The 26,490-nt window shown below is 61.6% G+C and carries 22 protein-coding genes and 1 rRNA gene; 13 read left to right on the top strand and 10 right to left on the bottom strand.

Annotation, left to right across the window (positions count from 1 at the left end):
* Window positions 1–69 precede the first annotated feature (69 nt).
* The 3 genes from ACGI6K_RS13650 to ACGI6K_RS13660 form a co-directional block, all read right to left on the bottom strand.
* Window positions 70–1,605 (bottom strand): 16S ribosomal RNA (locus ACGI6K_RS13650).
* 475 nt (window positions 1,606–2,080) lie between these two features.
* Complete coding sequence (gene htpG, locus ACGI6K_RS13655) at window positions 2,081–3,988, bottom strand: molecular chaperone HtpG (RefSeq protein ID WP_376946187.1); 1,908 nt, start codon at window positions 3,986–3,988, stop codon at window positions 2,081–2,083.
* A 188-nt stretch (window positions 3,989–4,176) separates the two neighbouring features.
* Window positions 4,177–5,157 carry an IS5 family transposase gene (locus ACGI6K_RS13660; RefSeq protein ID WP_376946189.1) on the bottom strand — a complete coding sequence of 327 codons (981 nt, stop codon included), beginning with the start codon at window positions 5,155–5,157 and terminating at the stop codon, window positions 4,177–4,179.
* 2,160 nt (window positions 5,158–7,317) lie between these two features.
* On the opposite strand from ACGI6K_RS13660, the gene ACGI6K_RS13665 reads away from it, so the two are divergent.
* Window positions 7,318–8,238 (top strand): LysR substrate-binding domain-containing protein, encoded by a 921-nt coding sequence (locus ACGI6K_RS13665; RefSeq protein WP_376946191.1) that lies wholly within the window; start codon window positions 7,318–7,320, stop codon window positions 8,236–8,238.
* Window positions 8,239–8,332: 94 nt separating this feature from the next.
* Here ACGI6K_RS13665 and ACGI6K_RS13670 read toward each other — a convergent pair whose 3' ends face one another.
* Window positions 8,333–10,141 (bottom strand): ABCB family ABC transporter ATP-binding protein/permease, encoded by a 1,809-nt coding sequence (locus tag ACGI6K_RS13670; RefSeq protein ID WP_376946193.1) that lies wholly within the window; start codon window positions 10,139–10,141, stop codon window positions 8,333–8,335.
* Between the two features lie 264 nt (window positions 10,142–10,405).
* On the opposite strand from ACGI6K_RS13670, the gene egtB reads away from it, so the two are divergent.
* The gene (gene egtB, locus ACGI6K_RS13675; RefSeq protein ID WP_376946195.1) at window positions 10,406–11,683 is read left to right on the top strand and encodes an ergothioneine biosynthesis protein EgtB; all 1,278 of its coding nucleotides are present in this window, start codon (window positions 10,406–10,408) and stop codon (window positions 11,681–11,683) included.
* A gap of 2 nt (window positions 11,684–11,685) precedes the next feature.
* A complete protein-coding gene (egtD, locus tag ACGI6K_RS13680; RefSeq protein WP_376946197.1) occupies window positions 11,686–12,648 on the top strand; it encodes an L-histidine N(alpha)-methyltransferase in 963 nt (320 codons plus the stop codon).
* Window positions 12,649–12,651: 3 nt separating this feature from the next.
* Here the strand turns inward: egtD and ACGI6K_RS13685 are convergent, their stop codons facing one another.
* Together ACGI6K_RS13685 and ACGI6K_RS13690 are read right to left on the bottom strand one after the other, a co-directional pair.
* The gene (locus ACGI6K_RS13685; protein WP_376946199.1) at window positions 12,652–13,971 is read right to left on the bottom strand and encodes a DEAD/DEAH box helicase; all 1,320 of its coding nucleotides are present in this window, start codon (window positions 13,969–13,971) and stop codon (window positions 12,652–12,654) included.
* 130 nt (window positions 13,972–14,101) lie between these two features.
* The gene (locus ACGI6K_RS13690; RefSeq protein ID WP_376946201.1) at window positions 14,102–14,701 is read right to left on the bottom strand and encodes an FMN-dependent NADH-azoreductase; all 600 of its coding nucleotides are present in this window, start codon (window positions 14,699–14,701) and stop codon (window positions 14,102–14,104) included.
* 201 nt (window positions 14,702–14,902) lie between these two features.
* Here ACGI6K_RS13690 and ACGI6K_RS13695 point away from each other — a divergent pair, with 201 nt between their 5' ends.
* Both ACGI6K_RS13695 and ACGI6K_RS13700 read left to right on the top strand, forming a co-directional pair.
* The gene (locus tag ACGI6K_RS13695; protein ID WP_376946203.1) at window positions 14,903–15,829 is read left to right on the top strand and encodes a LysR family transcriptional regulator; all 927 of its coding nucleotides are present in this window, start codon (window positions 14,903–14,905) and stop codon (window positions 15,827–15,829) included.
* Window positions 15,830–15,915: 86 nt separating this feature from the next.
* On the top strand, window positions 15,916–16,470 hold the full coding sequence (locus ACGI6K_RS13700; protein WP_376946205.1) for a peptidylprolyl isomerase: 555 nt from the start codon (window positions 15,916–15,918) through the stop codon (window positions 16,468–16,470).
* 31 nt (window positions 16,471–16,501) lie between these two features.
* Here ACGI6K_RS13700 and ACGI6K_RS13705 read toward each other — a convergent pair whose 3' ends face one another.
* The 3 genes from ACGI6K_RS13705 to ACGI6K_RS13715 form a co-directional block, all read right to left on the bottom strand.
* On the bottom strand, window positions 16,502–17,626 hold the full coding sequence (locus tag ACGI6K_RS13705) for a GNAT family N-acetyltransferase (RefSeq protein WP_376946207.1): 1,125 nt from the start codon (window positions 17,624–17,626) through the stop codon (window positions 16,502–16,504).
* A gap of 117 nt (window positions 17,627–17,743) precedes the next feature.
* Entirely contained in the window at window positions 17,744–19,117 is a 1,374-nt protein-coding gene (locus ACGI6K_RS13710; protein WP_376946209.1) for an OprD family outer membrane porin, read from the bottom strand.
* The gene (locus ACGI6K_RS13715; RefSeq protein ID WP_376946211.1) at window positions 19,117–19,242 is read right to left on the bottom strand and encodes a hypothetical protein; all 126 of its coding nucleotides are present in this window, start codon (window positions 19,240–19,242) and stop codon (window positions 19,117–19,119) included. The genes ACGI6K_RS13710 and ACGI6K_RS13715 overlap by 1 nt, the downstream gene beginning before the upstream one ends.
* A 320-nt stretch (window positions 19,243–19,562) precedes the next feature.
* On the opposite strand from ACGI6K_RS13715, the gene ACGI6K_RS13720 reads away from it, so the two are divergent.
* The 4 genes from ACGI6K_RS13720 (at window position 19,563) to ACGI6K_RS13735 (ending at window position 23,482) form a co-directional block, all read left to right on the top strand.
* Window positions 19,563–20,273, top strand: a complete 711-nt coding sequence (locus tag ACGI6K_RS13720; protein ID WP_376946213.1) for a dienelactone hydrolase family protein — start codon at window positions 19,563–19,565, stop codon at window positions 20,271–20,273.
* Window positions 20,274–21,725: 1,452 nt separating this feature from the next.
* Window positions 21,726–22,256: a hypothetical protein gene (locus ACGI6K_RS13725; protein ID WP_376946215.1), complete on the top strand. Its 531-nt coding sequence runs from the start codon at window positions 21,726–21,728 to the stop codon at window positions 22,254–22,256.
* Complete coding sequence (locus ACGI6K_RS13730; protein ID WP_376946217.1) at window positions 22,237–22,647, top strand: VanZ family protein; 411 nt, start codon at window positions 22,237–22,239, stop codon at window positions 22,645–22,647. Before ACGI6K_RS13725 ends, ACGI6K_RS13730 begins: the two co-directional genes overlap by 20 nt.
* Window positions 22,648–22,978: 331 nt before the next feature.
* Entirely contained in the window at window positions 22,979–23,482 is a 504-nt protein-coding gene (locus tag ACGI6K_RS13735) for a thermonuclease family protein (RefSeq protein WP_376946219.1), read from the top strand.
* Here the strand turns inward: ACGI6K_RS13735 and ACGI6K_RS13740 are convergent.
* Complete coding sequence (locus tag ACGI6K_RS13740) at window positions 23,469–23,726, bottom strand: glutaredoxin family protein (RefSeq protein ID WP_376946221.1); 258 nt, start codon at window positions 23,724–23,726, stop codon at window positions 23,469–23,471. The genes ACGI6K_RS13735 and ACGI6K_RS13740 overlap by 14 nt on opposite strands.
* 149 nt (window positions 23,727–23,875) lie before the next feature.
* Between ACGI6K_RS13740 and ACGI6K_RS13745 the strand changes: the two genes are divergently transcribed.
* The 4 genes from ACGI6K_RS13745 (at window position 23,876) to ACGI6K_RS13760 (ending at window position 26,442) form a co-directional block, all read left to right on the top strand.
* Entirely contained in the window at window positions 23,876–24,271 is a 396-nt protein-coding gene (locus ACGI6K_RS13745) for a DUF883 family protein (RefSeq protein ID WP_376946223.1), read from the top strand.
* Window positions 24,272–24,293: 22 nt separating this feature from the next.
* Window positions 24,294–24,680 carry a phage holin family protein gene (locus ACGI6K_RS13750; protein ID WP_376946225.1) on the top strand — a complete coding sequence of 129 codons (387 nt, stop codon included), beginning with the start codon at window positions 24,294–24,296 and terminating at the stop codon, window positions 24,678–24,680.
* Window positions 24,677–25,012 (top strand): hypothetical protein, encoded by a 336-nt coding sequence (locus ACGI6K_RS13755; RefSeq protein WP_376946227.1) that lies wholly within the window; start codon window positions 24,677–24,679, stop codon window positions 25,010–25,012. The genes ACGI6K_RS13750 and ACGI6K_RS13755 overlap by 4 nt, the downstream gene beginning before the upstream one ends.
* Window positions 25,013–25,110: 98 nt before the next feature.
* Window positions 25,111–26,442, top strand: a complete 1,332-nt coding sequence (locus ACGI6K_RS13760; RefSeq protein WP_376946229.1) for a deoxyguanosinetriphosphate triphosphohydrolase — start codon at window positions 25,111–25,113, stop codon at window positions 26,440–26,442.
* Window positions 26,443–26,490 lie beyond the last annotated feature (48 nt).

The raw sequence follows: 26,490 nt of genomic DNA on the forward strand, positions 1-26,490 counted from the left end.
AACCCAATCGCTGTTTGCCAGGGAATCAAGCAATTCGTGTGGGTGCTTATGAAAAGCCGGATCTTCGATTAAGGAGGTGATCCAGCCGCAGGTTCCCCTACGGCTACCTTGTTACGACTTCACCCCAGTCATGAATCACTCCGTGGTAACCGTCCTCCCGAGGGTTAGACTAGCTACTTCTGGAGCAACCCACTCCCATGGTGTGACGGGCGGTGTGTACAAGGCCCGGGAACGTATTCACCGCGACATTCTGATTCGCGATTACTAGCGATTCCGACTTCACGCAGTCGAGTTGCAGACTGCGATCCGGACTACGATCGGTTTTCTGGGATTGGCTCCGCCTCGCGACTTGGCAACCCTTTGTACCGACCATTGTAGCACGTGTGTAGCCCTGGCCGTAAGGGCCATGATGACTTGACGTCATCCCCACCTTCCTCCGGTTTGTCACCGGCAGTCTCCTTAGAGTGCCCACCCGAGGTGCTGGTAACTAAGGACAAGGGTTGCGCTCGTTACGGGACTTAACCCAACATCTCACGACACGAGCTGACGACAGCCATGCAGCACCTGTCTCTGCGCTCCCGAAGGCACCGCTCCATCTCTGGAACGTTCGCAGGATGTCAAGGCCAGGTAAGGTTCTTCGCGTTGCTTCGAATTAAACCACATGCTCCACCGCTTGTGCGGGCCCCCGTCAATTCATTTGAGTTTTAACCTTGCGGCCGTACTCCCCAGGCGGTCGACTTAATGCGTTAGCTGCGCCACTAAGCTCTCAAGGAGCCCAACGGCTAGTCGACATCGTTTACGGCGTGGACTACCAGGGTATCTAATCCTGTTTGCTCCCCACGCTTTCGCACCTCAGTGTCAGTATCGGTCCAGGTGGTCGCCTTCGCCACTGGTGTTCCTTCCTATATCTACGCATTTCACCGCTACACAGGAAATTCCACCACCCTCTACCGTACTCTAGCCCAGTAGTTTTGGATGCGGTTCCCAGGTTGAGCCCGGGGCTTTCACATCCAACTTGCCGAACCACCTACGCGCGCTTTACGCCCAGTAATTCCGATTAACGCTTGCACCCTTCGTATTACCGCGGCTGCTGGCACGAAGTTAGCCGGTGCTTATTCTGTCGGTAACGTCAAGGCGCTTGGGTATTGACCGAGCGCCCTTCCTCCCAACTTAAAGTGCTTTACAATCCGAAGACCTTCTTCACACACGCGGCATGGCTGGATCAGGCTTTCGCCCATTGTCCAATATTCCCCACTGCTGCCTCCCGTAGGAGTCTGGACCGTGTCTCAGTTCCAGTGTGACTGATCATCCTCTCAGACCAGTTACGGATCGTCGCCTTGGTGGGCCTTTACCCCACCAACTAGCTAATCCGACCTAGGCTCATCTGTTAGCGTGAGGCCCGAGGGTCCCCCACTTTCTCCCGTAGGACGTATGCGGTATTAGCGCGGGTTTCCCCGCGTTATCCCCCACTAACAGGCAGATTCCTAGGCATTACTCACCCGTCCGCCGCTCGCCGGCAACCCGAAGGTCCCGCTGCCGCTCGACTTGCATGTGTTAGGCCTGCCGCCAGCGTTCAATCTGAGCCATGATCAAACTCTTCAGTTTCAATTCGTTTGGATCCTAAGATCCTAAACTCGGCTCAGCAATCGCCATATCTCAACTCATGAATTCACGAGTCGCTTGGACGTGCTGACTGTCTTGCGATGCCAGGCTTGCCACAAGCGCCCACACGAATTGCTTGATTCCACTTTGTTAAAGAGCGTTTCGGCCGGGCTTCCCCATCCGAGGCCGCGCATTCTACCGCAGCCGTTGAACCTGTCAAGCGTTTCGAGGCGTGTTTGGCAGCCTCTTCGCCGACCATTTCCTGCCCTGCTTTATGGCCAAGCCGTTGATTTTCAAGGGCTTGCCCTGCCAGGCAGAAAGTGGGGCGCATTATAGGACCTGAAAACAGGAAGTCAACCATTTTCCGTCTTCTGGACGCCTAAATTACCCACCCACTTTCCAAGGATCACAACTTTCGCTCGATAATGAACGATTTGAGCCGCGTCCCGTTCCGAGCCATGGAGCCTGGCTCAAACGCTCAGGCAGATAACTCCACCAGCAACCGATTCAGGCGCTGCACATAATCGGCGGGATTTTTCAAGCCATTACCTGCCGCCAGTACGGCCTGATCGAAAATGACCAGCGCGAAGTCCTTGAAGCGGTCCTCATCGACCTCAGTGTCCAGCTTTAAAATCAGCGGATGCGCGGGGTTGATCTCGAAAATCGGCTTCGCTTCTGGAACCTTTTGCCCACTAGCCTCGAGAATCTGACGCATCTGCAAGCCAAGATCCTGCTCGCCAAGAGCCAGAATCGCCGGCGACTCGGTCAAGCGATGAGACACCCGTACCTCGGTCACTTGATCGTCCAGCACTGACTTCAAGCGCTCGATCAGCCCTTCCTTGGCCTTGGCGGCTTCATTCTGGGCCTGCCTGTCTTCATCTGTGTCCAGCTTGCCAAGGTCGAGATCACCGCGAGCAACATCCACAAATTGCTTGCCACTAAAATCAGTAAGGTACCCCATCAACCACTCATCAATGCGATCAGTCAACAGCAGTACCTCAATCCCTTTCTTGCGGAAAATTTCAAGATGGGGACTGTTTTCTATCTGGATATGGCTTTCACCTGTGAGGTAATAGATTTTATCCTGACCTTCACACATCCGCTCCACGTAATCTGCCAGGGCAACACTCTGTTCGCCGGACTCATCCCTCGTAGAAGCAAATCGTAGAAGGCCCGCGATACGCTCTCTGTTAGCGAAGTCCTCCGCCGGCCCTTCCTTGAGTACCTGACCGAAAGCCCCCCAGAAAGTCTTGTATTTTTCCGGCTCGCTCTTAGCCAGTTTTTCCAGAACATCCAGCACACGCTTTGTCAGCGCGGACTTCATCGAGTCGATGATAGGGGCCTTCTGCAGGATTTCGCGGGATACGTTCAATGATAGATCATTGGAATCCACCACCCCCTTGACGAAGCGCAAGTACAAAGGGAGAAACTCATCAGCCTGATCCATGATGAATACACGTTGCACATAAAGCTTCAACCCTTTAGGTGCATCGCGGTGATAGAGATCGAAGGGGGCGTGGCTCGGTACATAAAGCAGCGAGGTGTACTCCAGCTTGCCTTCGACCTTGTTGTGAGTCCAGGTCAGAGCATCCTGAAAGTCATGAGCGACATGCTTGTAGAACTCTTGATACTCATTGTCCTTTATTTCGCTACGAGGCCGAGTCCACAAGGCGCTGGCGCGATTTACGGTTTCCCACTCGATTGAGGCCGGGCGATCCTCTTTGTCATCACTGAAATGCTCTTTTGGCAATTCAATGGGCAAGGCGATATGATCGGAATACTTCCTTACAATATTGCGCAAGCGCCATCCATCGGCGAACTCCTCCTCCCCCGCCTTCAAGTGCAGGACGATTCTGGTCCCCCTCTCGGGCTTCTCGATCGACGAGACCTCGAAATCACCCTCGCCCTGCGATACCCAATGCACCCCTTCGCTGGCCGGCAGTCCGGCCCGACGGCTGAATACCTCGACCTTTTCAGCGACGATAAAAGCAGAATAGAACCCTACACCAAACTGCCCGATCAGATGGGAATCCTTTTTCTGATCGCCCGAGAGGCTCTTCAGGAAATCAGCAGTCCCCGATTTGGCGATGGTTCCCAGGTGAAGGATTGCGTCTTCTCGGCTCATGCCGATGCCATTGTCCTCAAGCGTAACGGTCCTGCCCTCCTTGTCAAAGCTGATGCGAATTTTCAGCTCCGTATCATCCTCAAGCAGCTCAGGCCTGGACAGGGCCTCGAAACGCAATTTGTCGGCCGCATCGGAAGCATTGGAAATCAACTCGCGGAGAAAGATTTCCTTGTTCGAATAGAGCGAATGAATCATCAGGTGAAGCAACTGCTTCACCTCGGCCTGGAAGCTTAGCGTTTCTTTTTGAATATCCACAGTCATGGTCGTCTGACTCCATACAGATGGCATATATTGCAACTCTAAGGATGGTCTGAAGTAGTCATGTATTTCTGGCTGACTTCAGCCCCCGCCGACTTTGAACGCGGAGAATCGATCAAAAACGATCGGATCATCCGCTCGCTTCTGCATTTTTAGCCACCACGAGCACGTCGCGGCGACCGTTTCCCGCATTACAGGCGCACCTCTCCTGCATTCGTCAGTAAATGTCGACGCACCATCCAAAGGTTCGATAGGGCGAACAGCGTCACCAGCTGTGCGGTGTTCTTCACCAGCCCTCGGAAATGCACCCTGGTGTAGCGAAACTGCCGCTTGATCACCCGAAACGGATGCTCGACCTTCGCGCGTACCTGCGCCTTGGCTCTCTCGATCGTGCGGATCTGCTTGTAGAGCACGCTGTGTTTGCCATGTTTCTTGTAGGCACTGCGCCGGGCCGCGATCTGCCAGATGACCTGGCGATCTTCATGTTCGGGGCGCTTCTCGACCCCGGTATAACCGGTATCGGCACAGACTACGTTTTCCTCGCCATGCAGCAGTTGGTCGACCTGGGTGACATCCGCCACGTTGGCCGCGGTGACCACCACGCTGTGCACCAGGCCCGATTCATCGTCGGCGCCAATGTGCGCTTTCGCGCCGAAGTAGTACTGGTTGCCCTTCTTGGTCGAGTGCATTTCCGGGTCGCGCTTGCCGTCCTGGTTCTTGGTCGAGCTCGGCGCATGGATCAAGGTGGTGTCGACGAGGGTGCCCTGGCGCAGTGACAGTCCGCGCTCGCCCAGGTAGCCGTTGATCACCTCCAGTATGCCCCCGGCCAGGTCGTGCTTCTCCAGCAGGCGGCGGAAGTTGAGGAGGGTCGTCTCGTCTGGGATGCGCTCCAGGCTCAGGCCGGCGAACTGTCGCAGCAGAGTGGTTTCGTACAGCGCCTCCTCCATCGCCGGATCGCTGTAGCCAAACCCGTTCTGCATCAGGTGCACACGCAGCATCGCTATCAACGGATAGGCCGGACGGCCACCTTCACCCTTGGGGTAGTGAGGCTCGATCAGGGCAATCAAGCCCTTCCACGGCACCACCTGATCCATCTCGATCAGGAACAGCTCCTTGCGGGTCTGTTTACGCTTGCCGGCGTACTCGGCGTCGGCGAAGGACAATTGCTTCATCGGAGAGCTCGGGCAATGGGACGGACGTATTTCACCAGATTCGGGAAGTCTTCTTCAGGATTTCCCTAATGACTCCCCTAAATGGGGCGTCAAGACGAGATTTCAAGCGACGGATCAGTCTCGGAGATAGGGCAACTCGATCGACCGGACGCTCTGGGGGCCGAGCCTGGAGTTGGCGGACTTGCCTTCCCCCGGTGCGCCGTCCCGCAAGAGACATATGTGAGGCAGCTCCGAGAGGCTCCTTTCGTCCGTAGAAGGCCTCATGTCCCGCCCCAGCTTCGCATTACGCCTTTGCAAGACGAGCGCGCGCAGCCGCCCGCACTCACTGGTGCACCGAACCTGCATTGCTCTGCTGACGGCAAAGGGTGTGACCAACGCCCGGACGCTCAACGGGGCGGCGTCAGCCTGCCCTCGATATCGCACAGGAAAAAGCGCTGCGCCCAATACGGTCTGACGGGTCTGCATGAAAAGGCCAAATCGGGTCGGCCGGGTACCTATGGATGACGCTGCCGTTGCAGCCTTGCTCAACAATCCTCAACGCTCCACCCGACCCGGCTACGCATTAGAGCGCATATACAACAGCCCAGGCCATTAGGGTCTCCAGGAGCCAGGTCGCGCTACTTCGAGTTCTTTAGTGTATAACCGCATCGCCGCAAGCACTTTGAACGTTCGAACGCCCCGTACTTCGTCACGAAGGTGCACGACATCGTCGAGTTGACCTAAGCGCGTGTCGGCAAGAAGAGCCCGTGCCAAGCTTTGCAGCGCACCAGGCCCATGCTGACCATGGGCTGGCGTGACCCACGGCTACCATCCGCCATGGCATCACTGACCTGCCAGTCACGCGACGTATCCGTGTTCAGCTTCACCAGAAAATGTTGCAGCTTGCCATCGATGAAGATCTTATTTGATCTCTATATGCTTGGCCTGGGAGCAACATACGAAGAGGCCTATACAAATGAAGTGATTTCGTTGCAAAGCGGCGTTTCAAGCGGCCCCGACTGCATAGGCAAGACTATCTCTTCTGAGTCAAAGTGAAGATCTATTTTCCATTGCAGTAAAGCAGCCGGTCGGCAAGCTTTTCGAAACTGGACTCAGAACCCTATAGATAGACGAAGCCTCAGCATATGAAGTATTGCCAGGCCGAGCCCACCCTACACGCCCCAAATGAATTCGTCTTTCCCGCCCCCCATACCTGCATCAACCTTGAAAAATTTGAAATGATACGATCTGGGCAACCACACCCAGAATGAACACGAGTCGTAAACTTGCAATTATTATTTTAAATAGCTTCAAATGCATACTTATAAAGCGACTGCTGAATCAATATTCCGCCGGATACCAGAAGCCCCTATGAGAACCGATACAGTCCTCCATTGAACTTCGGGGGATCGGCATGCTCGAACTGGATAGCGTGATCGCTCATCGAAGGAGACCTCCATGCACAAATCCCTTGCTTATGCCGTACTGCTGGCAGCCACCTTGGGCCTGGCAGCCTGTGACTCATCGAAAGACGAGAAAGCGTCGCCCGCCGCTCCAGCCACTCCGCCCTCGAGCCCCACTACCCAGGAGAGGCCATTGGAGCCCACTCCACCTGCGCCCACTACTACGCCTGCCCCGTCTACTGTCCCGCCGACTACTCCTGCTCCGTCGGAGCCTGAAACCGGGTCCGAGCAGAGATAGTTCACGGAAATCTTGACAAACCATGCGGGGAAAGCGCCTCGAAGCCTGCCGTATCGTGCAGGTTCGACACATGCCCCGGCTCACATCCTGAGCAAGCGGGTTAAGCCTGTCCGCGGTTGTAGAATGGCTACGCACCCGCTCGCTCAGTACATGGACTGCAGTCCATAGCCAGCCAGACCGGCATACTTGATATCACGATGCCCTCCATCTTGTGTCAAGAGAGCCTGGCAACCATAACCGCGCCTCATCCATCCCTGACACCTCTTGATGCCAGGCGACGAAGGCTCCATCGCCTAGATATTCCAAGGTCGACGGGGTACCTTTGCTTTCCTCTGCCATGGAAAAGTAACTCGATTTATGAGTATGGCTAACTACACTATTGAGGCGTGGAACCAATAGCCCCTGACTGGCATGGAGAAAGCTGTCCCACTGCCGAGAGTGATAGATGATCGCTTTTTGCTATGGATAGGCCTTCCCCATATGGATACCCTGAACAATGTTTCCGACTTCTACCTATTAGTCCGCGTCATCGAAGCCGGCGGCTTCACGGCAGCAGCCGCCGAAACCGGCATTCCACGCTCACGTCTGAGCCGACGCATCATCGAACTCGAGCAGCGCTTGGGAGTGCGCCTGCTGAACCGCAGTACCCGCAGCTTTGCGATGACCAGTACCGGCGAACAGGTGTACCGGCACGCATTGGGCATACTGGCCGCCACCGAAGCTGCCGAGGGAGCCGCGCGGGAAGTACAAGGCGGCCCATCCGGACTGATCCGCCTCGCCGTTCCCAGTCTACTGCAAGAAGTGTTGGGCGAACTTCTGCTCGGCTTCGCGAGCAGTCAACCCAAGGTAAGACTCGCCCTGGGGTTGCATAGCAACCATGCGGAGCTGTCGCTACAGCGCCACGACTTGCTTCTCTATCTCGAGGGGCAACCGCCAGATAGCGCCGATATCGTTGCGCACCCTATAGGTCAGGTTCACTTCGTCACGGTTGCCAGTCCGGAACTCTGCAAAAGGCTCGGCCACCTCCGGCATCCCGACGAGTTGGACGACCGGAACTGCCTCGGGTTCGGTCCGCCGCAGGCCATTCGCCCATGGCTGCTGCGCAATGCCGCGCCGCGACTGCTGCGCCAATCCTGTTTCAGTAGCGACAACCTGCCGCTTCTCCTCGACGCTGCGCGCAACGGGCTCGGCGTGGCCCATCTGCCGTTCTATGCCTGCGCCGGAGACTTGGCCAGCGGCCGGCTGCTCCGGCTATTCGAAGCTCACGAGCCGCCAGCCCTTCCCCTGCTGGCACTCACCCCACCGCACCGGGCCATGACACCTGCCATTCGCGCATTGATTCAATTTATCCGATCGAACCTCGAAGAACTCCAGGAACGAGGAATCGTTCTGGCAACCTGATCCCGTCGCATCAGCCGGCGCGAAGCCGGCTGGCCGTACCTCACGGCACGCAGTGTTCCGGGAAAACTTCGCCCCCTTTGGAAAGGCTCCCGACTCAGTCTGCCCTCTCCACCTCTCGCTGCTGTAACTGCCACATCCGTGCATAGTGGCCACCCCGAGCCAGCAGATCGTCATGACTCCCACGCTCGACGATCCGTCCACCGTCCATCACTAGGATTTGGTCGGCATTCATCACCGTGGACAGGCGATGGGCGATAACCAACGTGGTGCGGCCGCGCTGGATATGCTCGAGTTCGGCCTGGATGGCCCGCTCGGACTGGGAATCCAGCGCGGAAGTAGCCTCGTCGAAGATCAGAACGCCGGGATTCTTCAGGATCGCCCGGGCAATCGCCACGCGCTGCTTCTCGCCACCGGAGAGCTTCAGGCCACGCTCGCCCACCTGAGTATCGTAGCCATCGGGCAGGCTCCGGATGAATGCATGGATGTGCGCGGCGCGGGCCGCGGCCTCTACCTCCTCGCGACTGGCCTCCGGGCGACCATAACGGATGTTGTAGAAGATGCTGTCGTTGAACAGCACAGTATCCTGGGGAACGATGGCGATGGTCCCGCGCAACGAAGCCTGGGTTAGTCGGCGGATATCCCGGCCATCGATGAGGATAGCTCCGCCGTCGACGTCGTAGAAGCGGTACAGCAAACGGGCCAGGGTCGACTTGCCCGACCCCGAGTGTCCCACCACAGCTACGGTACCACCCGCCGGGATCTCGAAATCCACATCGTGCAGGATCTGCCGGCGCGGGTCGTAGCCGAAGCGCACCGCCTTGAAGCGCACGCTCGGCCGGGTAGCGACCAGCGGCTCGGCATCCGGCGAATCCTGCACGTCCTGGCGCTCGTCGAGCAGACCGAACAGGCGCTCCATGTTGGTCAGCGCCTGCTTCACTTCGCGGTACATCATTCCCAGCAGGAATAGCGGCGCGGAGAGCTGCAACAGATAGGCGTTGACCAGCACCAGGTCGCCGACCGTCATGCTGCCGCCGACCACCCCGGCGGCAGCCAGCCACATCATCGCGGTGACGCCGATCGAGACCAGTACGACCTGGCCGAGGTTGAGCACGGCCAGGCTGGTGGTGGACTTGACCCTGGCATTCTCCAGACGGTGCAGGGTCTCGTCGTAGCGACTCGCCTCGTGCTCCTCGTTATTGAAGTACTTGACCGTCTCGTAGTTGAGCAGCGAATCGACCGCCCGTTCGTTGGCCCGGGTATCGGCTTCCACCGAGGCGCGATAGTAGCGGGTGCGCCATTCAGTGATGGCGAAAGTCCAGCCCCCGTAGGCTAGTAGGGTAGCCAGGGTGACGGCGGCAAAGCGCCAGTCGTAGGCCCAGACCAGCACGGTCGTGACCAGGATCACTTCCAGGAAGATCGGAATGATCGAATACAGGGTCCAGTCGAGCAGATCGGAGATGGCGCTGCCGCCGCGCTCCACGTCGCGCGCCACGCCGCCAGTACGCCGACCCAGATGGAATTTCAGACTGAGCCCGTGCAGATGACGGAACACCTTGAGAGTGACCTGCCGCGAAGTCCGCGCCATGACCCGGGCGAACACCATCTGACGCAGTTCCGTGAACAGGCTTACGCCGATCCGCGAAGTCCCATAGGCCAGCAGCAGGCCGACCGGCAGCATCGGCAGACTGGGCTCGACGTTGAGACCGTCGACGATCCGCTTGAGGACGACAGGCACCAGCAGGTTGCACAGCTTGGCAACGAACACCAAGCTCAGAGCCAGCAATATTCGCCCCAGGAAAGGACGCAGATAAGGCAGTAGATCGGCGATCACCGCGAAATCGCTACGCGCTTCGCGGGCCCGCCGCAGCGGAGCGGCTCCGGAAGCCGAATGGTCTTGGCTCATGGGGAAAATCTCTCGACGGCTGAACAGGCTGTCACGCAAAGCCCGGTTTCGGACCGGACATGCTGGCCCGTCCGACAGCCGACTGCAATCTCGACGACCAGCACAGCCGGTCGATGCCGGGGAACTCTGTACCACACCTGGGCAGTCTACCCAATGAGCTTCATCATGCCGACCGTGGTTTCATCACGCAGCGGATGCAGGTACTCCCTCTGCTAGAAAGATATCAAGGAGAGCGATTTGCTCATTTCCCAGGAGCAACGAAGCATGCAGTCCCCCCAGCCGCCCCACGAGAGTGCCCCGCCAGCACTCGCGGAGCGCTTTCAGCGCATCCGCGCCACCAGTGAGGCGATCTGCGCACCGCTGCAGATCGAAGACTACGTCATCCAGAGCATGCCCGATACGAGTCCGCCGAAATGGCACCTGGCCCATGTCAGTTGGCTCTTCGAAACCTTCGTGCTGCAACCTTTCCTGCGTGGTTACCGGGTCATGGACGAAGCCTACGACCACCTGTTCAACTCCTATTACGAGACCCACGGCCAGCCTTTTCCCCGCGCCAGCCGCGGCCTACTCTCGCGTCCCGGCGTGGCCGAGGTCTATCGCTATCGCCAGCACGTCGACACGGCCATGGGCGAACTGCTCGCCCAACCGCCGGAAGAGCATGGCGCGGAGATCGTCCGCCGCGTCGAGCTGGGCCTGCAGCACGAACAGCAGCACCAGGAACTGCTGCTCATGGACATCCTGCATATCCTCGCGCAGAACCCGCTGCGGCCGGCCTACCGCACCGACCTGCGGCCAGGCCCCGCGCAAATGCCGGACGAGCCTCGCTGGCGGGACTACTCCGGCGGCCTGCATCAGATCGGCTACCGCGGCGAGGGCTTCGCCTTCGATTGCGAGACGCCACGGCACCGCCAGTTTCTCGAAAGCTTTCGCCTAGCCAGCCGGCCGGTGAGTTGCGCCGACTACCTCGCCTTCATGGGCGACGGCGGCTACGCCCGCCCGGAATTCTGGCTGGCCGATGGCTGGAACCTGATCCGTCAGGCCGGCTGGCTTGCGCCGCTGTACTGGCAGCGCACGGACGGCTGCTGGCTGGAAATGACCCTGGGTGGCCTACGTCCGCTAGACCTGCAGGCGCCGGTCTGCCACATCAGTTTCTACGAAGCCGACGCCTATGCCCGCTGGGCCGGCGCCCGCCTGCCCAGCGAGGCGGAATGGGAAATCGCCGCCCGCAGCCAGCCGATCACCGGCAACCTCCTCGAGAGCGATCACCTGCATCCAGTCGCCTCGCCACAGGCCGCGCCGATATACCAGTTGTATGGCGATGTCTGGGAGTGGACCGCCAGCGCCTACCGCCCCTACCCGGGCTTCAAGCCGCTGCCGGGTGGTCTCGGCGAGTACAACGGCAAGTTCATGTGCGGGCAGATGGTCCTGCGCGGTGGCTGCTGCGTCACCCCGCGGGCGCATATCCGCGCCACCTATCGCAACTTCTTCTACCCAGCCATGCGCTGGCAATTCGCCGGGCTGCGCCTGGCCAAGGAGGCTTGAGCGTGCCACTGTCCATCCGTTTCCACGACCAGCGTTCGCAGAATGCCGAACATTCCCTGCGCGAAACGGTGCTCGCCGGCTTTGCCGAGCGGCCCAAGGCGACACCGCCGAAACTGTTCTACGACCGTCGCGGGTCCGAGCTGTTCGAGCAGATCTGCCGGCAGCCCGAATACTATCCGACACGCACCGAAGAACTGATCCTCGCCCGCGCCGCCCGTGACATCGCCGGTATCGCCGGGCGGGATGCCAGTCTGGTGGAGCTGGGCAGCGGCGCCAGCCGCAAGGTGCGCCTGCTACTGGAGGCCATGCACCCCGCTAGCTACCTGGGCATCGACATTTCCGAGGATTTTCTGTGCGCCAGCACCCAGCGCCTGGCGGACGACTATCCCTGGCTGGAGGTGTATGCCGCCTGCGCCGATTTCTCCCGGCCGATGAACCTGCCGGACGGCTTCGCCAGCGAGCATACGCTGGCCTTCTTTCCCGGCTCCAGCATCGGCAACTTCGATCCCCGGGAAGCACAGGCCTTTCTCGCCAATCTTCACGAGTTGCTGCCGGCGAAAGGCGGTCTGCTGATAGGCGTCGATCTGGTCAAAGACAGGAGCGTGCTGGAAGCGGCCTATAACGACCGGGCCGGGGTCACCGCGGCCTTCAACCTGAATCTCCTGGAGCGCATCCGCCGCGAACTGGACAGCGACATCGAGCCGGACAGCTTCGTCCATCGCGCCTTCTTCAATCAGGCCGACTCGCGGATCGAGATGCACCTGGTCAGCAGCCGCGCGCAAGACGTGACGATCGAGGGCGAACGCTTTCACTTCGCCGCCGGCGAGAGCCTGCACACCGAGAACTCCTACAAGTACAGCGCCGAGGACTTCCGTGCCCTGGCCGATGGCGCCGGCTTCCATGCCCTGGCCATGTGGACCGACCCGTTGGCGCTGTTTAGCGTGCATTACCTGCAGCGGGAATAGCCTTCATTCCGGCGCCGGCGTGCGACGCTTGAGCGGGGCCAGGCCATCCTGGCTGACCAGCGCCGGTCCTGCCGGCTTGCGCCGGGGGGCGGCCTTGGCGGCCGGCTTTTTGCCACCCTTCCCGTCGTCGGTCTTTTTCTTCTTGGTGCCGGCGGCCTTGCCGGAAGCCTTGAGGCTCTTCGGCCCCTGATAACTGCCCTTGAGCTCCTTGATGACGCGCCGCTCGAAGCGTTGCTTGAGGTAACGCTCGACGCTCGACATCAGGTTCCAGTCGTTGTGGCAGATCAGTGAGACCGCCAGCCCCTCGGCGCCGGCCCGGCCGGTACGGCCGACGCGGTGCACATACTCGTCGCCCGAACGCGGCATGTCGAAGTTGATCACCAGATCCAGGCCGTCCACGTCCAGCCCGCGTGCCGCCACATCGGTGGCCACCAACACCCTGGCGCCGCCCTGCCTGAGCCGTTCGATGGCCAGCTTGCGGTCTTTCTGGTCCTTCTCGCCGTGCAGGACGAAGGCCTTGTGGCCGACGGCGACCAGATGCCCGTAGAGCCGGTCCGCCTGAGCGCGGGTGTTGGTGAAGACGATCGCCTTGCGGTAGGTCTCGTTCTCCAGCAGCCAATGCACTAGGCGCTCCTTGTGGGCCGGATCGTCCGCCGTGACGATCTGCTGGCGAGTGGTCTCGGAGAGTTCGCCGACCGCGTTGAGCATCAGGTGCCGCGGCTCGCGCAGCACCTTGGCGACTATCTCGCGCAACCCGGAACCGCCGGTGGTGGCGGAAAACAGCAGGGTTTGCCGCCGGTTGGCACAAGACTCGACCAAGCGCTGCACATCTTCGGCGAAGCCCATGTCAAGCATGCGGTCGGCCTCGTCGAGCACCAGCACCTCCACGTCCCGCAGATCGAGATGGCCGGCGTTCAGGTGTTCGAGCAGGCGGCCCGGTGTACCGATCAGGATGTCCGGTACCTTGCGCAGAAGCGCCGCCTGTACCTTGAAGTTCTCGCCGCCGGTCACCAGTCCGGACTTGATGAAGGTGAACTGCGAGAAGCGCTCGACCTCCTTGAGGGTCTGTTGTGCCAGCTCGCGGGTCGGCAGCAGGATCAGCGCGCGGATGCTCACCCGCGGTCGGGCATCGCCGATCAGGCCGTTGAGCAGCGGCAGCACGAAGGCCGCGGTCTTGCCGCTGCCGGTCCGGGCGATCACCCGCAGGTCGTACCCCTCCAGAGCCGGCGGAATCGCTGCCGCCTGCACTGGCGTGGGCTCGACGAAATTCAGTTCGGCCAGCGCCTTGAGCAGGCGTTCGTGCAGGGCGAATTGGGAAAACACGGGGCTACCTCGGTCAAGTCGGATGAAACGGCTGCATAGCCTAGCCTGACTCGTGGCGGAACACCCGTCTGGAGTGCGAAATATTGCGCGACTGCGGACGGCCCCCGGCAGTACGCCGGTCCGGGGAAACTCAGGCTACCTGGGCCAGCTTCTCCTTGGCCTGGGCCAAGCCCTTCTGCTGGAAATCGCCGCCCATGTTCAGTCCTTCGGCATGGATGAAACTGACGTCATGGATACCGATGAACCCCAGCGCCTGGCGCAGATAGGGCTCCTGATGATCCAGGGGGCTACCGGCGTAGATGCCGCCGCGAGCGGTCAGCACGAAGGCACGCTTGCCGCTCAGCAAGCCCTGCGGGCCGTTCTCGGTGTACTTGAAGGTCACCCCGGCGCGCAGCACGTGATCGAGCCAAGCCTTCAGGGTGCTGGGAATCGCGAAGTTGTACATGGGTGCCGCCAGCACCAGCACATCGGCGCCGAGCAATTCCCCGGTCAGTCGCTCGGAACGCGCCAGCGCCGCCTTCTCCGCCTCGCTCTGCTGTTCGGCGGGCTTGGTCCAGCCGCCCAGCAGATCGATATCCAGATGCGGCACCAGCTCGTTCGCCAGATCGCGTACGACGATCTCGTCGTTCGGATGCGCCGCCTTCCAGCGGGCCAGGAACTCTGCGGTGAGTTGGCGAGAAACGGAACCTTCTTGACGGGCGCTGCTTTCGATGACCAGAACACGGGACATGGGCTTCTCCTTGGGTTGGGCGGGTCGATGGGCTCAGGATAGGGAAAGACAAATCGATAAAAAAGCGCAAAAATTCGCCCTGAATCATCGGTAAACCCGATTGGTAGTTCAGCCTATGAAAGCCTCCTTGCAGAAACCAGTTCGTCGGCGAGCCGGCTCTCCCGAGAGCAAGAATTTCGGCGACCGACAGAGGAAATCCCCATGAAATCCCCTCGCGTGACTCTGGACCAATGGCGCACCCTGCAGGCGGTGGTCGACCACGGCGGCTTCGCCCAGGCCGCCGAAGCGTTGCACCGTTCGCAGTCCTCGGTCAGCTATGCGATCGCGCGTATGCAGGAGCAACTGGGCGTACCGCTGTTGCGCATCGAAGGACGCAAGGCAGTACTGACCGAAGCCGGAACCGTGCTGCTGCGCCGCTCTCGGCAACTGCTCAAGCAGGCCGGCCAGTTGGAAGACCTCGCCCACCACATGGAACAGGGCTGGGAGGCCGAGGTGCGTCTGGTCGTGGATGCCGCCTATCCCACCTTGCGCCTGGTACGCGCCCTGAGCGCCTTCATGCCGCAGAGCCGAGGCTGTCGCGTGCGCCTGCGCGAGGAGGTGCTCTCCGGCGTCGAGGAAGTGCTGCTCGAGGGCGGAGCCGATCTGGCCATCTCCAGCCTGAGCATCTCCGGCTACCTGGGCAGTCCGCTGAACGAGGTGGAATTCGTCGCCGTCGCCCACCCCGACCATCCCCTGCACCGTCCGCAGCGCACCCTGACCGCGGCCGATCTGGAAAGCCAGATGCAGGTAGTGATCCGCGACACCGGCCGCCGGCAACCGCGCGATATCGGCTGGCTCGGTGCCGAACAGCGCTGGACGGTAGGCAGCCTGGCCACCGCGGCGACCTTCGTCGGCAATGGCTTGGGGTTCGCCTGGCTGCCCTGCCACCTGATCCGCCGCGAACTCGCCGAAGGCCTGCTCAAGCCTCTGCCGCTGGCGGAAGGCGCGACCCATCGGCCGCGCTTTCAGCTCTACGCCGACAAGGACAAACCCCTCGGCCCGGCCACGCGGGTTCTTGTGGAGTTGCTCAAGACTTTCGACAGCGCCTCGCTGGATGCCCCCTTCGCCTCCCCCCTGCTTGGCGCCTGAAGCTATCATCCGGCAGGCCGCTCCGGCCTAGGTCACGATCCAACGTCATGCCCCCGTCTTTTGCAGTACCACGAGGAAAGTCCGACATGCTGAAGAAACTCGCCCTTGTCACCGGCAGCCTGCTGTTCGCCGCCAACCTGCTGGCGGCGGAAAAACCCCATGTCCTGCTGGAAACCAGTCTCGGCGAAATCGAGATCGAACTGGAGGCCGAGAAGGCACCGATCAGCGTGAAGAACTTCCTCTCTTACGTAAACGCCGGATTCTATGACGGCACCGTCTTCCATCGGGTCATCCCCGGCTTCATGATCCAGGGCGGCGGCTTCACCGCCGACATGCAGCAAAAGCCCACCCAACCACCGATTAAAAACGAGGCCGACAACGGCCTGCACAACGTGCGCGGCACCCTGGCCATGGCGCGTCCCCAGGCGGTGAACTCGGCGACCAGCCAGTTCTTCATCAACCACAAGGACAACACCTTCCTCGACCACGGCGCGCGCGACTTCGGCTACGCGGTATTCGGCAAGGTGGTGCGCGGCATGGAAGTGGTCGACCAGATCGCTCAGGTGCCGACCGGCACGCGGGGCATGATGCGCAACGTGCCGCGCGAACCGGTGCTGATCACCTCGGCGAAAAAGCTCTGAAAGCGAACCGGGCGGGACGAACCACCCCGCCCTATCCCTGCCGGAAAGGCAGTTGCCCCCGCGCCTCGTCCGCATAGGCCAGCACACCAACCTCCTCCTGCCGCAGGAAATCCGCCACCGCCTGGCGCAGTCCTGGATGCAGCAGGTAATGCCAGGAGCGGGTGATCACCGGCTCGAAACCGCGAATCAGCTTGTGCTCGCCCTGGGCACCGGCGTCGAAACGACCGAGCCTTTGGGCCAGAGCGTACTCGATGCCCTGGTAGAAACAGGTTTCGAAATGCAGGCGGTCGAACTCGGCGAGACAGCCCCAGTAGCGGCCGTACAGGCTGTCGCCATCGATCAGGCTGAAGGCCATTGCCACCGGGCGCCCGCCCCGGCGGGCCAACACCACGCGAATCGCCTCGGGCATGCGCTCGGCCAGCAGGCTGAAGAAACGGCGCGTCAGGTAGGGCGCCTGACCGCGCACCCGGTAGGTATTGGCATAGCAGGCATGGACAAAGTCCCACTCGGCTTCGTCGAGCTGGTGTCCCTCGCGCCACTCGAACGCGATGCCCTGCCCCGCCACCTGCTCGCGCTCCTTGCGCAGTTGCTTGCGCTTGCGCGAGGCCAGCGCATCGAGAAAGTCCTGGAAATCACGGTAGTCCCGGTTGAACCAGTGGAACTGGCAGCCCAGCCGCTGCAGCCAGCCCTCGCGGCTGGCCAGCAGGGCATCGGCCGCCGGATCGGTGAAGTTCACATGCAGGCCGGACAGTCCCCGCTCCCGCAATTCGTCGCTCAGGGCATCGAGTAGCATGCCGGCCGCCTGCGTCTCGCCGAGCAGCCGCGCACCGCCGACCGGGGTGAAGGGCACCGCGCAGAGCAGCTTGGGGTAATAGCGGATGCCGGCCCGCTGGCAGGCATCGGCCCAAGCCCAGTCGAACACGTATTCGCCGTAGGAATGCGTCTTCACATAGGCCGGCAGCGCCGCCAGCAGACGGCCCGCATCCTCGTAGAACAGCCGGTGCGCCGGTTGCCAGCCCGTGCCGGCACCGATGCTGCCACTGTCCTCCAGGGTCGAGAGGAAAGCGTGGCGCAGGAAGGGCTGCGACTTTGGCAACAAGGCGTCCCAGTCGCTGGCAGGAAGGTCGGACAGGCGGGCAAGCGTGATGATCGGCATGTCCGCAGTCTGCCCCTTCGGCAGGATGAAAAAAAGCCCCACCGAGGCGGGGCGAAATTACACCGGATGAAACAAGTAAATTGGTTGGACGGACAGCTACCCGTCTGAACCATGGACTTACATCAGAGGTAAGGTATAGCTGATGGTCATACGGTTATCGTCGCGCTCGCGGATGCCGCGCACGGCTGCGTTGCGATAGGTGAACCCGAGCCCCTTGAAGGTACCCTCCTGCAGGACGTAGTCCACGCGAAAGTCGCGCTCCCACTCTTCATCGCCGTTACGTTCATCGTCGACATCGTCGCCGCTGAAGTACACCAGGCTGGTCTTCAGCCCCGGGATGCCAACCCTGGCGAAGTCGTAGGCATAGCCGGCCAGCCAGGTTTGCTCGCCGGCCCGGGCGAACTTCTCCACCGTGGCATCGGTGATCAGCGGAACGGATGGACTACCCTGGTTGAGGTAGGGGAAATCGCTGTTGCCGGTAAGCTTCTGGTAGCCGGCCTTCAATTCGTGACCACCCAGGGTATAGGTGAACAGGGCGCTCCATGCATTGTTGTCGACCTCGCCGCTGTCGCGATCGCCGGCACTCCAATAGCCGGCACTCTTGTAGCCCTCGGTACGCCCGGAAGCACGCGAGTTCGCACCAGCGGAGTCGCTGTTCCAGTAGCGCAGGTCGGTCTTCAGCGCGCCGACCGGCAGTGCCAAGTTATGCACCAGGCCGACGAAATGCTGCTCGTAGAAGTCCTCCAGATTGCCGAAGTAGTACTGCAGCATCAGGTCCTTGGTGACCTTGTAGTCGGCGCCGCCATAGTAAAACTTGTTGCTGAACTTGCCGGTCTCGATGTTGTTGGCGCCGACGATGGACAGGCCCTGGCTGTCGCCCGAGTTACGCTCGGTGGAGTGCTCGAGCTTACCGGCGACCAAGGTCAGGTCCTTGATCTCATTGGAGGTGATCTGCGCGCCATGGAACATCTGCGGCAGCAGACGGCCGTCGTTGCTGACCACCACCGGCAGTCTGGGACGCAGGACACCCAGTTCGGCTACGGTCTTGGAGAAGCGCATTTTGCCGGTGGCGTTGACCCGACCGAAGTCGGTCTTGGCCTTGCCGTTGCTTTCCAGCGGGAAAATGGTGCCCGGAGTACGCTCGAGGTCCTCGACGTTCTTGCCTTGGCGACCGCCGCCGTCCAAGCGGAAAGCGTGCTGGGCGATCAAGTCCAGGCCAAAGCCGACGGGGCCCTCGGTGAAACCGGACTTGAACTCGAAGAGAAAGCCCTGGCCCCACTCTTCCTGACGGGGGGTATTTCTACCGCTGGCGGTCCGCTCGCGGTCGTCCGTGTTGATGTAGAAGTTTTTGAAAGTCAGATTGGCCTTGCTATCCTCGATGAAAGCGGCTGCCGCTTCCTGCACCGTCATCGGCAACCCTAGGGTGCCGGCCACCACGGCCAGGGTCAGCGTCGACTTCCTGCTTATTGCTCGCCTCTCCTGCCGGCTCATTAGACGAACTCTCCGGTACTGGTTTCGACAACGCTGACGGACACGACGGTACCTGCAGAAGCCAGGGCCGGGACGCCCAGCGCCTGTGCGCTGGCGACAACACCGGCGAAGTGCTTGCGGATCATCAAGGATTTCCCCTTTTCATCGAACTTTGAAAAACACACGGATGGTTGGCGTATCGCTGGAATGGGGCGGAATCTTGGCAATGCTTTATTGCAAACTGATTGCATCGGGAAAAATCTTCGGTTGCTTGGAAACTTATTCCGGCAAACCTGGGGAAACCGTCTGTCGGCTCCCGGAAACCGCTCTGTGACAGGACTCACGGACGGCAGTGAATCCTCAGTGAAACCAGGTACGGCGAGTCGATCCAAGATGAACGGCCTTTCTGCCTCCTCCACGTACGATCGGAATGCACATGAACAGCTTTTGAAAAAGGAGAAAAAGCATGAACTCTACCCTGCAGATCGAGTCCGCCGACGGTAGCGGCCGCTTCGGTGCCTATGTCGCCTTGCCTACGGGCGGTCGCGGCCCCGCCGTGGTCATCGGGCAGGAAATCTTCGGCATCAACGCCAACATTCGTGCCGTGGCCGACCGTTATGCCGAAGAAGGCTACGTCGCCCTTGCGCCCGATCTGTTCTGGCGCATCGAGGCCGGCGTCGAGCTGGGTTACGCGGGAGCCGATCGGGAAAAGGCTTTCGCCCTGCTTGGCCGCTTCGATGTCGACAAGGGCGTCGAGGACATCATCGCCACCTTCGCCGCGGCGCGCCGGATGCCGGCAGTGGATACGGCGGCCGGTGCCGGATTCGTCGGCTTCTGCCTGGGCGGCAAGCTCGCTTACCTGACCGCCGCCCGCAGCGATGCCGCCTGTTCAATCGGCTACTACGGAGTCGGCATCGAGCACCTGCTGGACGAGGCCGCGAACATCCGCGGCCGCCTGGTGCTGCACATCGCCGAGGCGGACCCCTTCTGCCCGGCCGAAGCACGCGAGGCAATCCTCTCCGGTCTCGGCGGCAGAGCAAATGTCGAACTTTACGGCTATCCCGGTTGCGAGCACGCTTTCGCCCGTCTTGGCGGCCAGCACTACGAGCGGACTGCGGCGGAACTCGCCCACCAGCGCAGCATCGCCGCCCTGCGCCGGGAGATCGGACCACGCTGAGAAAAGTTTCCGGAAGAATCGGCGAATCGGGCATGCCGCTTGCGCGACCATGCCCGATCGCACCGTCCCTGCGCATCTGCCCCGCGCAAGTGGGGAATGTTCGTCGACTACACGAATCGTCGCAGGTTGTCCGGGTTCATCCCCGCCAAGCCGGGGACCACTGAAGAATATACCGTCAAAGCGAGATAACAAGATCGAAGCAGGAGATGTAAACAGGGCAATCGCATGAAATGCCTGCGATACTGGGCTGGAAAGGTTGTGTGCTTGGTCGTTCCGGCGTGGCCTTCAAATCCAGTGCATTGGCTGCTTGCCGAGTGGTCGGATACCTTCTGTTTCGGCCCCCCGGCCGAGTCACTTTTTCTTGCCTGGCCACGAAAAAGTAACCCAAAAGAAGGCCACCCTCTCATCCGGCCCTGCGCTTCGCTCCGGGTTCTCTCCCTGCATCGCCGCTCCAGGGGCTCGCCGCGAAGGGCCATCCATGCCATGGCCCTTCGCGGCTCTCGCGGCATCCTTGCCGCTCGACCCCTTCCACGACGATTCTGCTCGGCCTCCTGAAGGGGGCATCCGGCGCGACCTGACAGGTCGTGCCGCAAGAACGAAAGCGCTTTCAGGCAACCCGGAGCCCGACTCCCGTTCAGAAGGCCAAGCGCAAGCGTCACGTAGAGGGGCGAGCCGCGGGGAGGCGGCGAGAGTCGTACGAGGGGCATGGATGCCCCTTGTGCGACGCCCCTCGGAGCGGCGCCGGAGCGAGGGAACCCCGGCGCAGCCGGCTGCTTGCCGAGGGGCCGGACAGTCCCTGTTTCGGCCCCCGGCCGAGTCACTTTCTCTTTGCGCGCGCAAAGAGAAAGTAACCAAAGAGAAAGCGCGCCCGGTCATTCGGCCCCGGGCCAAGGCTCACACAACTTTTCCAGTCCGGTATCGGGCGAGCGCTTCATGCGATTGCCCTGGAGATGTAAAGCACTTCAATGCGAAAGTCTGACGAAGGCTCGCTCGAGATCTCGCGGACACAAAACGCAGGGCGCATCGTGCCAGAATCGCTTCCCTCGCTCGCCCATATTCGCAGAAACGGAAGAAAGCCACAGTTCCTCCCCGACCGACAGCCATCCGACGCCTCATCCCCGCAGACGCGAAAAACACCGGATTGGTAGCTACTGGCACATAGCACGATGCCAACCGCTCGGCCGGTTGCAGCCAGGGTTTTCCGGGCGCGCCAGGAAGACGGATCGGCTTCTCGGGCCGGAGATCACTCCGACAGGAAATAAAGGCCTGTCGTCGCCGCCGCAAAGGGTATGCCCGGATAACGGCTCATTTCCCTCGCATCGGGAGATCATGGGCCGTTCCACGACCGATCACGAAGCGCGAATAGGCTAGAATTCGAATCGCGGATGGCGCCCCGCCCGACACTCTACAGGGGCATCGCCACCCTCTCCTCTCCAAGTCACTAGGGCAGCCATGAAAGATCAGCTTCAGGAACTCATCCGCAATGTCAGCTCGGGTTGCCTCGACGGCGAGGAAATCGCGCGGATCGCCGAAGAGGCGGCGCAAGCCTATGCCGATCCGCAGGCTTTCCTCGCGGCCAATCCGGACATCAACTACGACGACGGCTTTCCCATTCCCCTGGGCGAATGGGTGGTGGTCGGCAGCCTGCCGGAGACGGTGCTGTTCCAGGGCGACACCTACGAAGAACTGTTCCAGCAGGTCGTCGCCTCGTTCGGCCCGCAGGTGTCCTTCGTGCTCAAACCCAAGCAGTTGCACAAGGTGGAGCCGCTGAAGGCGCTCAACCGCATCCAGGTGCAGTTGAGCAGCCTCTACCCGGAAAAGGGCGGTTACGTGCTGGTAGACTTCGGCGCTCCCCTGGACGACGAGTTGCAAGCGGTACTGGTCTACGCCTGCGATCTCGAAGAGACGCTGCGACTGGCGTCTGCCGTGGGTATCCATGCCGCTCCGGCCTACGAGGCGCTGCATGCCGAAGCGGGCGCCTGACGGAAAGTCCGCGGCGCCCGTCGCGCGCCTTCCCGGCAAGCTCCTCCTTTGGCGCCTGGCCTTCCTCGCCTGCCTGGTGGTGGTACTGGTATTGGCGTTGGCGAAGGACACCAGCCCACCGCTGGATACCGGCTGGGACAAGAGCAACCATCTGCTGGCCTTCGGCGTACTGGGCCTGCTCGGTCGCCTGGGTTTTCCCACACATCGCTACCTGGTGCCGTCCGGCCTGTTTCTCTATGGGATCGTCATCGAGGCCCTGCAGGCGCTGAGTGGCTATCGCTCGGCCGAATACTACGACCTGTTCGCCGACCTGCTGGGCATCACCCTGGGCAGTCTGGCCGCCTCCGCCTGGCTCCAACGCAGACGCCGGAGCCGGCAGCCCGCCGTCTGACCGCAGTGGGCCCGAACCGTCCGAGCGTCAAGGCCGCAAGATAGACCCACTCGGCCCTTGCCTTACTTATGGGGTCCACTATTCTCCTATTCATCCCCGCTCGTAACGGCAGGGAACTCCGGGACGAGCAGTCCAGCCCGGACAGGCAATCAACGAAAGCAGTAACCGCTTGGTGCCAGAAACGGCCGTCAGGCGGAAAGCCTCGGCTTTTTATCAGCCCGTTCGATAGCCCTGACCTGGAGGATGCGAGAAAAAGGATCACGCAAGGCGTGACAGGCTATCCCACCTGCTCGTAGAGCTCGTAGAGACAGGGAATTTCTCGCGGAACTGAATGAATAAACATATTGCTACTGGTGCGTGCGGCGTTATCGCCTGGCTGCTCACACTCCCACTCCCGGCGGCCGAACAGACATGCAGGGTCATCCGTGTACAGGATGGCGACAGCCTGACCTGCCTGACCCCGGCCAAGCAGCGGATTGAAGTCAACCTGGCCGATCTCGATGCCCCGGAGCTCGACCAGCCCTACGGACAGTTGGCCCAGTTGCAACTGTTCCGAATGGTTTACAACAAGGACGTGAAACTGGAAATCGTCGAGCAGCGACGCTATGGCAGCAAGACCGCCCGTGTCTATTTCGGCGAAACCCTCATCAACGAGGAATTGGTCCGCCAGGGACTGGCCTGGGCCTACGCGGGAACCGAAGGCGAGTCGAAGCTAGCGAAACTGGAAGCCGAAGCCAAGTCGCAGAAACGCGGTCTCTGGGGATTGCCGCAAAACGAGATCAGTCCGCCCTGGCAATGGCGCAGCAATCGGAAAAATCAGCTCAGCAGACGCTGAAGCCCGGTCGGAGGAGAAAGGAGGCCACCTGCTCCGCGCCGAAAGGCCAGTCCAGCTCGTCGCCGCTATCCCGTCGCCGCAGCACGGGAATGCGCAGGCTATAGCGCTCGGCCTGGCTCTCGTCCTCGGCGATATCGACCAGCTCGACCTGCAGGCCGTGCTCGACGAAAGACATCAACAGCCCCTCGGCCTGCTCGCAGAGATGGCAGCCGAGGGTTCCGAACAGTTGGCACTCGGGAAGCATGCGGGTCTCCTAACGACAGGAGGCTTGAAGTTTAGCATGCAACCAAGACAACCTATGGCGAAACCACAAGCCGCCCGGATGCGCGGCCCGCTTGGTCGCCATCGGCACTCGGCGGCCATTGCCCACCAATATGATGAGGACCATCCAGCATGACCATCGATAGCAGCCAGTCCCAGTCGACCACTTCCGCCAGCTCCGCCGCCACTTGGGAGCCATGTGCATCGGCTTCGGTGCACCGGCGCAACCTGCAGCGCGCCCAGCAGGCGGTGATCGACGAATTCCATGCCCTGCTCGACGACACCGAGCGCCTGTTGCGCCAGGGCGCTGCGGTAGGCGGCGATGAGGCGGATGCGTTGCGGGCGAAGATCGAGGGCAACCTCGAACGCGCCCGCGCGACCCTCAAGGACAGCGAGGAACGCCTGCGCGAGCAGGGACAGGCAGCCATCGAGGCCACCGAGGCCTACGTGCACAGCAATCCCTGGAAGGCACTCGGGATCGCCGCCGGGGTCGGAGTGCTGTTCGGCCTGCTGGCCAGCCGCCGCTGAACACCGGGAGGAGTCGTTTTCAATGGATGTCCCGCCATCGCTGCCGTCCGGGGAAGACCGCAAGCCGTCCCTGAAACGGTTCGGCGACGCCCTGCTCGGCCTGTTGCAAAACCACCTGGAGCTGCTGGGCATCGAGCTCCAGGAGGAGAAGGCCTACGTCTTCCGCCTGTTCCTCTTCGCCAGCCTGAGCTTGCTGTTCGGCCTGATGCTGCTCATCGGCCTTTCCGCGGCGGTGGTCGTCGCCTTCTGGGACGAGCACCGTCTGACCGCCATCTTCGCCCTATGTCTCGTCTACGGTCTGGCCCTGCTGTTCTGCGTCGCCCGCGCATTGAAACTGGCGCAGCGCAGCGAGCATCCCTTCCAGGCTACCCTTGAGGAACTGGCGCGCAACCGGGAGCTGCTGCCATGAGTCCACCACGCCGCAGCGCGCTGGAAATGCGCAAGGAATTGGTGCGCCTGCGCATGGAGATGCAGCGCCAGCAACTCGACTATCACGCCGAGCCGTTGCGCCATCCGCTGCGCCAGTTCGGCAACCTGTTCGCACCCGACCGCGCCCGACCGGGCAGGAGCAAGCCGCTGGCGGTGGGCGCGGCGCTCCTGCTGACCTTATTCGGCAAGCGCCTGGGCCGCTTGCGCACGATGGCGCTGTTCGCCCTGGAGTTCTATCCCCTGGTCAGTGCCGGCCTCAGGCAGTACCGCGCGATCCGCCCACCGAAACCGCCGCAAAAGTCCCAGGCTTGACGGATTCCGCGCACTGCCCAAGGATGCGCTGGCAGTCGTGCGGCGATCCGGGCGCCGCCCTCCCGCAGTAGCTGCCCACCGAACGACGAGGAACGGCTTTGGACTGGCAAACCCTATTGACCCGAGAACGCCTGGGCAAATCGGTGCACAGCATCGATGAACTGGGCCGCAGCCCTTTCCACAAGGACCACGACCGCATCATCTTTTCCGGAGCTTTCCGCCGCCTGGGCCGCAAAACCCAGGTGCACCCGGTGTCCAGCAACGACCATATCCATACCCGCCTGACCCATTCCCTGGAAGTCAGTTGCGTCGGCCGCTCGCTAGGCATGCGGGTCGGCGAGGTGCTGCGCGACACCCTACCGGAATGGTGCGGCCCCGCCGACCTCGGCATGGTTGTCCAATCGGCCTGCTTGGCTCACGACATCGGCAACCCGCCGTTCGGCCATTCCGGCGAGGATGCCATCCGCCACTGGTTCCACCAGGCCGCCGGACGCGGCTGGCTGGACGGCATGAGCGACGCGGAACGCAACGACTTCCTGCATTTCGAGGGCAACGCCCAAGGCTTTCGCGTACTCACCCAACTGGAATACCACCAGTTCGACGGCGGCACCCGTCTGACCTACGCCACCCTCGGCGCCTACCTCAAATACCCTTGGGCATCGCGCTACGCACAGGCCCCCGGCTACAAGAAACACAAGTTCGGCTGCTACCAGAGCGAACTGCCGCTGCTCGAACAGATCGCCGAGAAACTCGGCATGCCCAAGCAGGGCGAGCAGCGCTGGGCGCGGCATCCGCTGGTCTATCTAATGGAGGCGGCGGACGACATCTGCTACGCGCTGATCGACCTGGAAGACGGCCTGGAAATGGAGCTTTTGGATTACTCCGAGGTCGAGGCCCTGCTGCTCGGCTTGGTCGGCGACGACCTGCCGGAATCCTACCGCCAGCTCGGTCCGCGCGACTCGCGGCGGCGCAAACTGGCGATCTTGCGCGGCAAGGCCATCGAGCACCTGACCAACGCGGCGGCCCGCGCCTTCGTCGAGCAGCAGAAGGCCCTGCTCGAAGGCAGCCTGGCCGGCGACCTGGTCGAACACATGCACGGACCGGCCAAGGATTGCGTGCTACAGGCCAAGCGCGTCGCCCGCGAGAAGATCTTCCACGACAAGCGCAAGACCCTCCACGAGATCGGCGCCTACACCACCCTGGAGATCCTGCTCGACGCCTTCTGCGGCGCGGCGCTGGAGCAGCACGGCGGCAGGCGGACATCGTTCAAGAATCGGCGCATCCTCGACCTACTTGGCAACAACGCACCGGACCCGCGGTGGCCGCTATACCACGCCTTCCTGCGCACGATCGACTTCATCGCCGGCATGACCGACGGTTACGCCACCGAGATGGCCCGGCAAATGACCGGCCTTTCCGGTCCCGCGTAGGAGCCCACCGGCCCGGACCGCCCGGCCGCTCCGTAGAAGGAAGGAACG

The organism is Azorhizophilus paspali (assembly GCF_043587585.2).
Taxonomy (GTDB): domain Bacteria; phylum Pseudomonadota; class Gammaproteobacteria; order Pseudomonadales; family Pseudomonadaceae; genus Azotobacter; species Azotobacter paspali.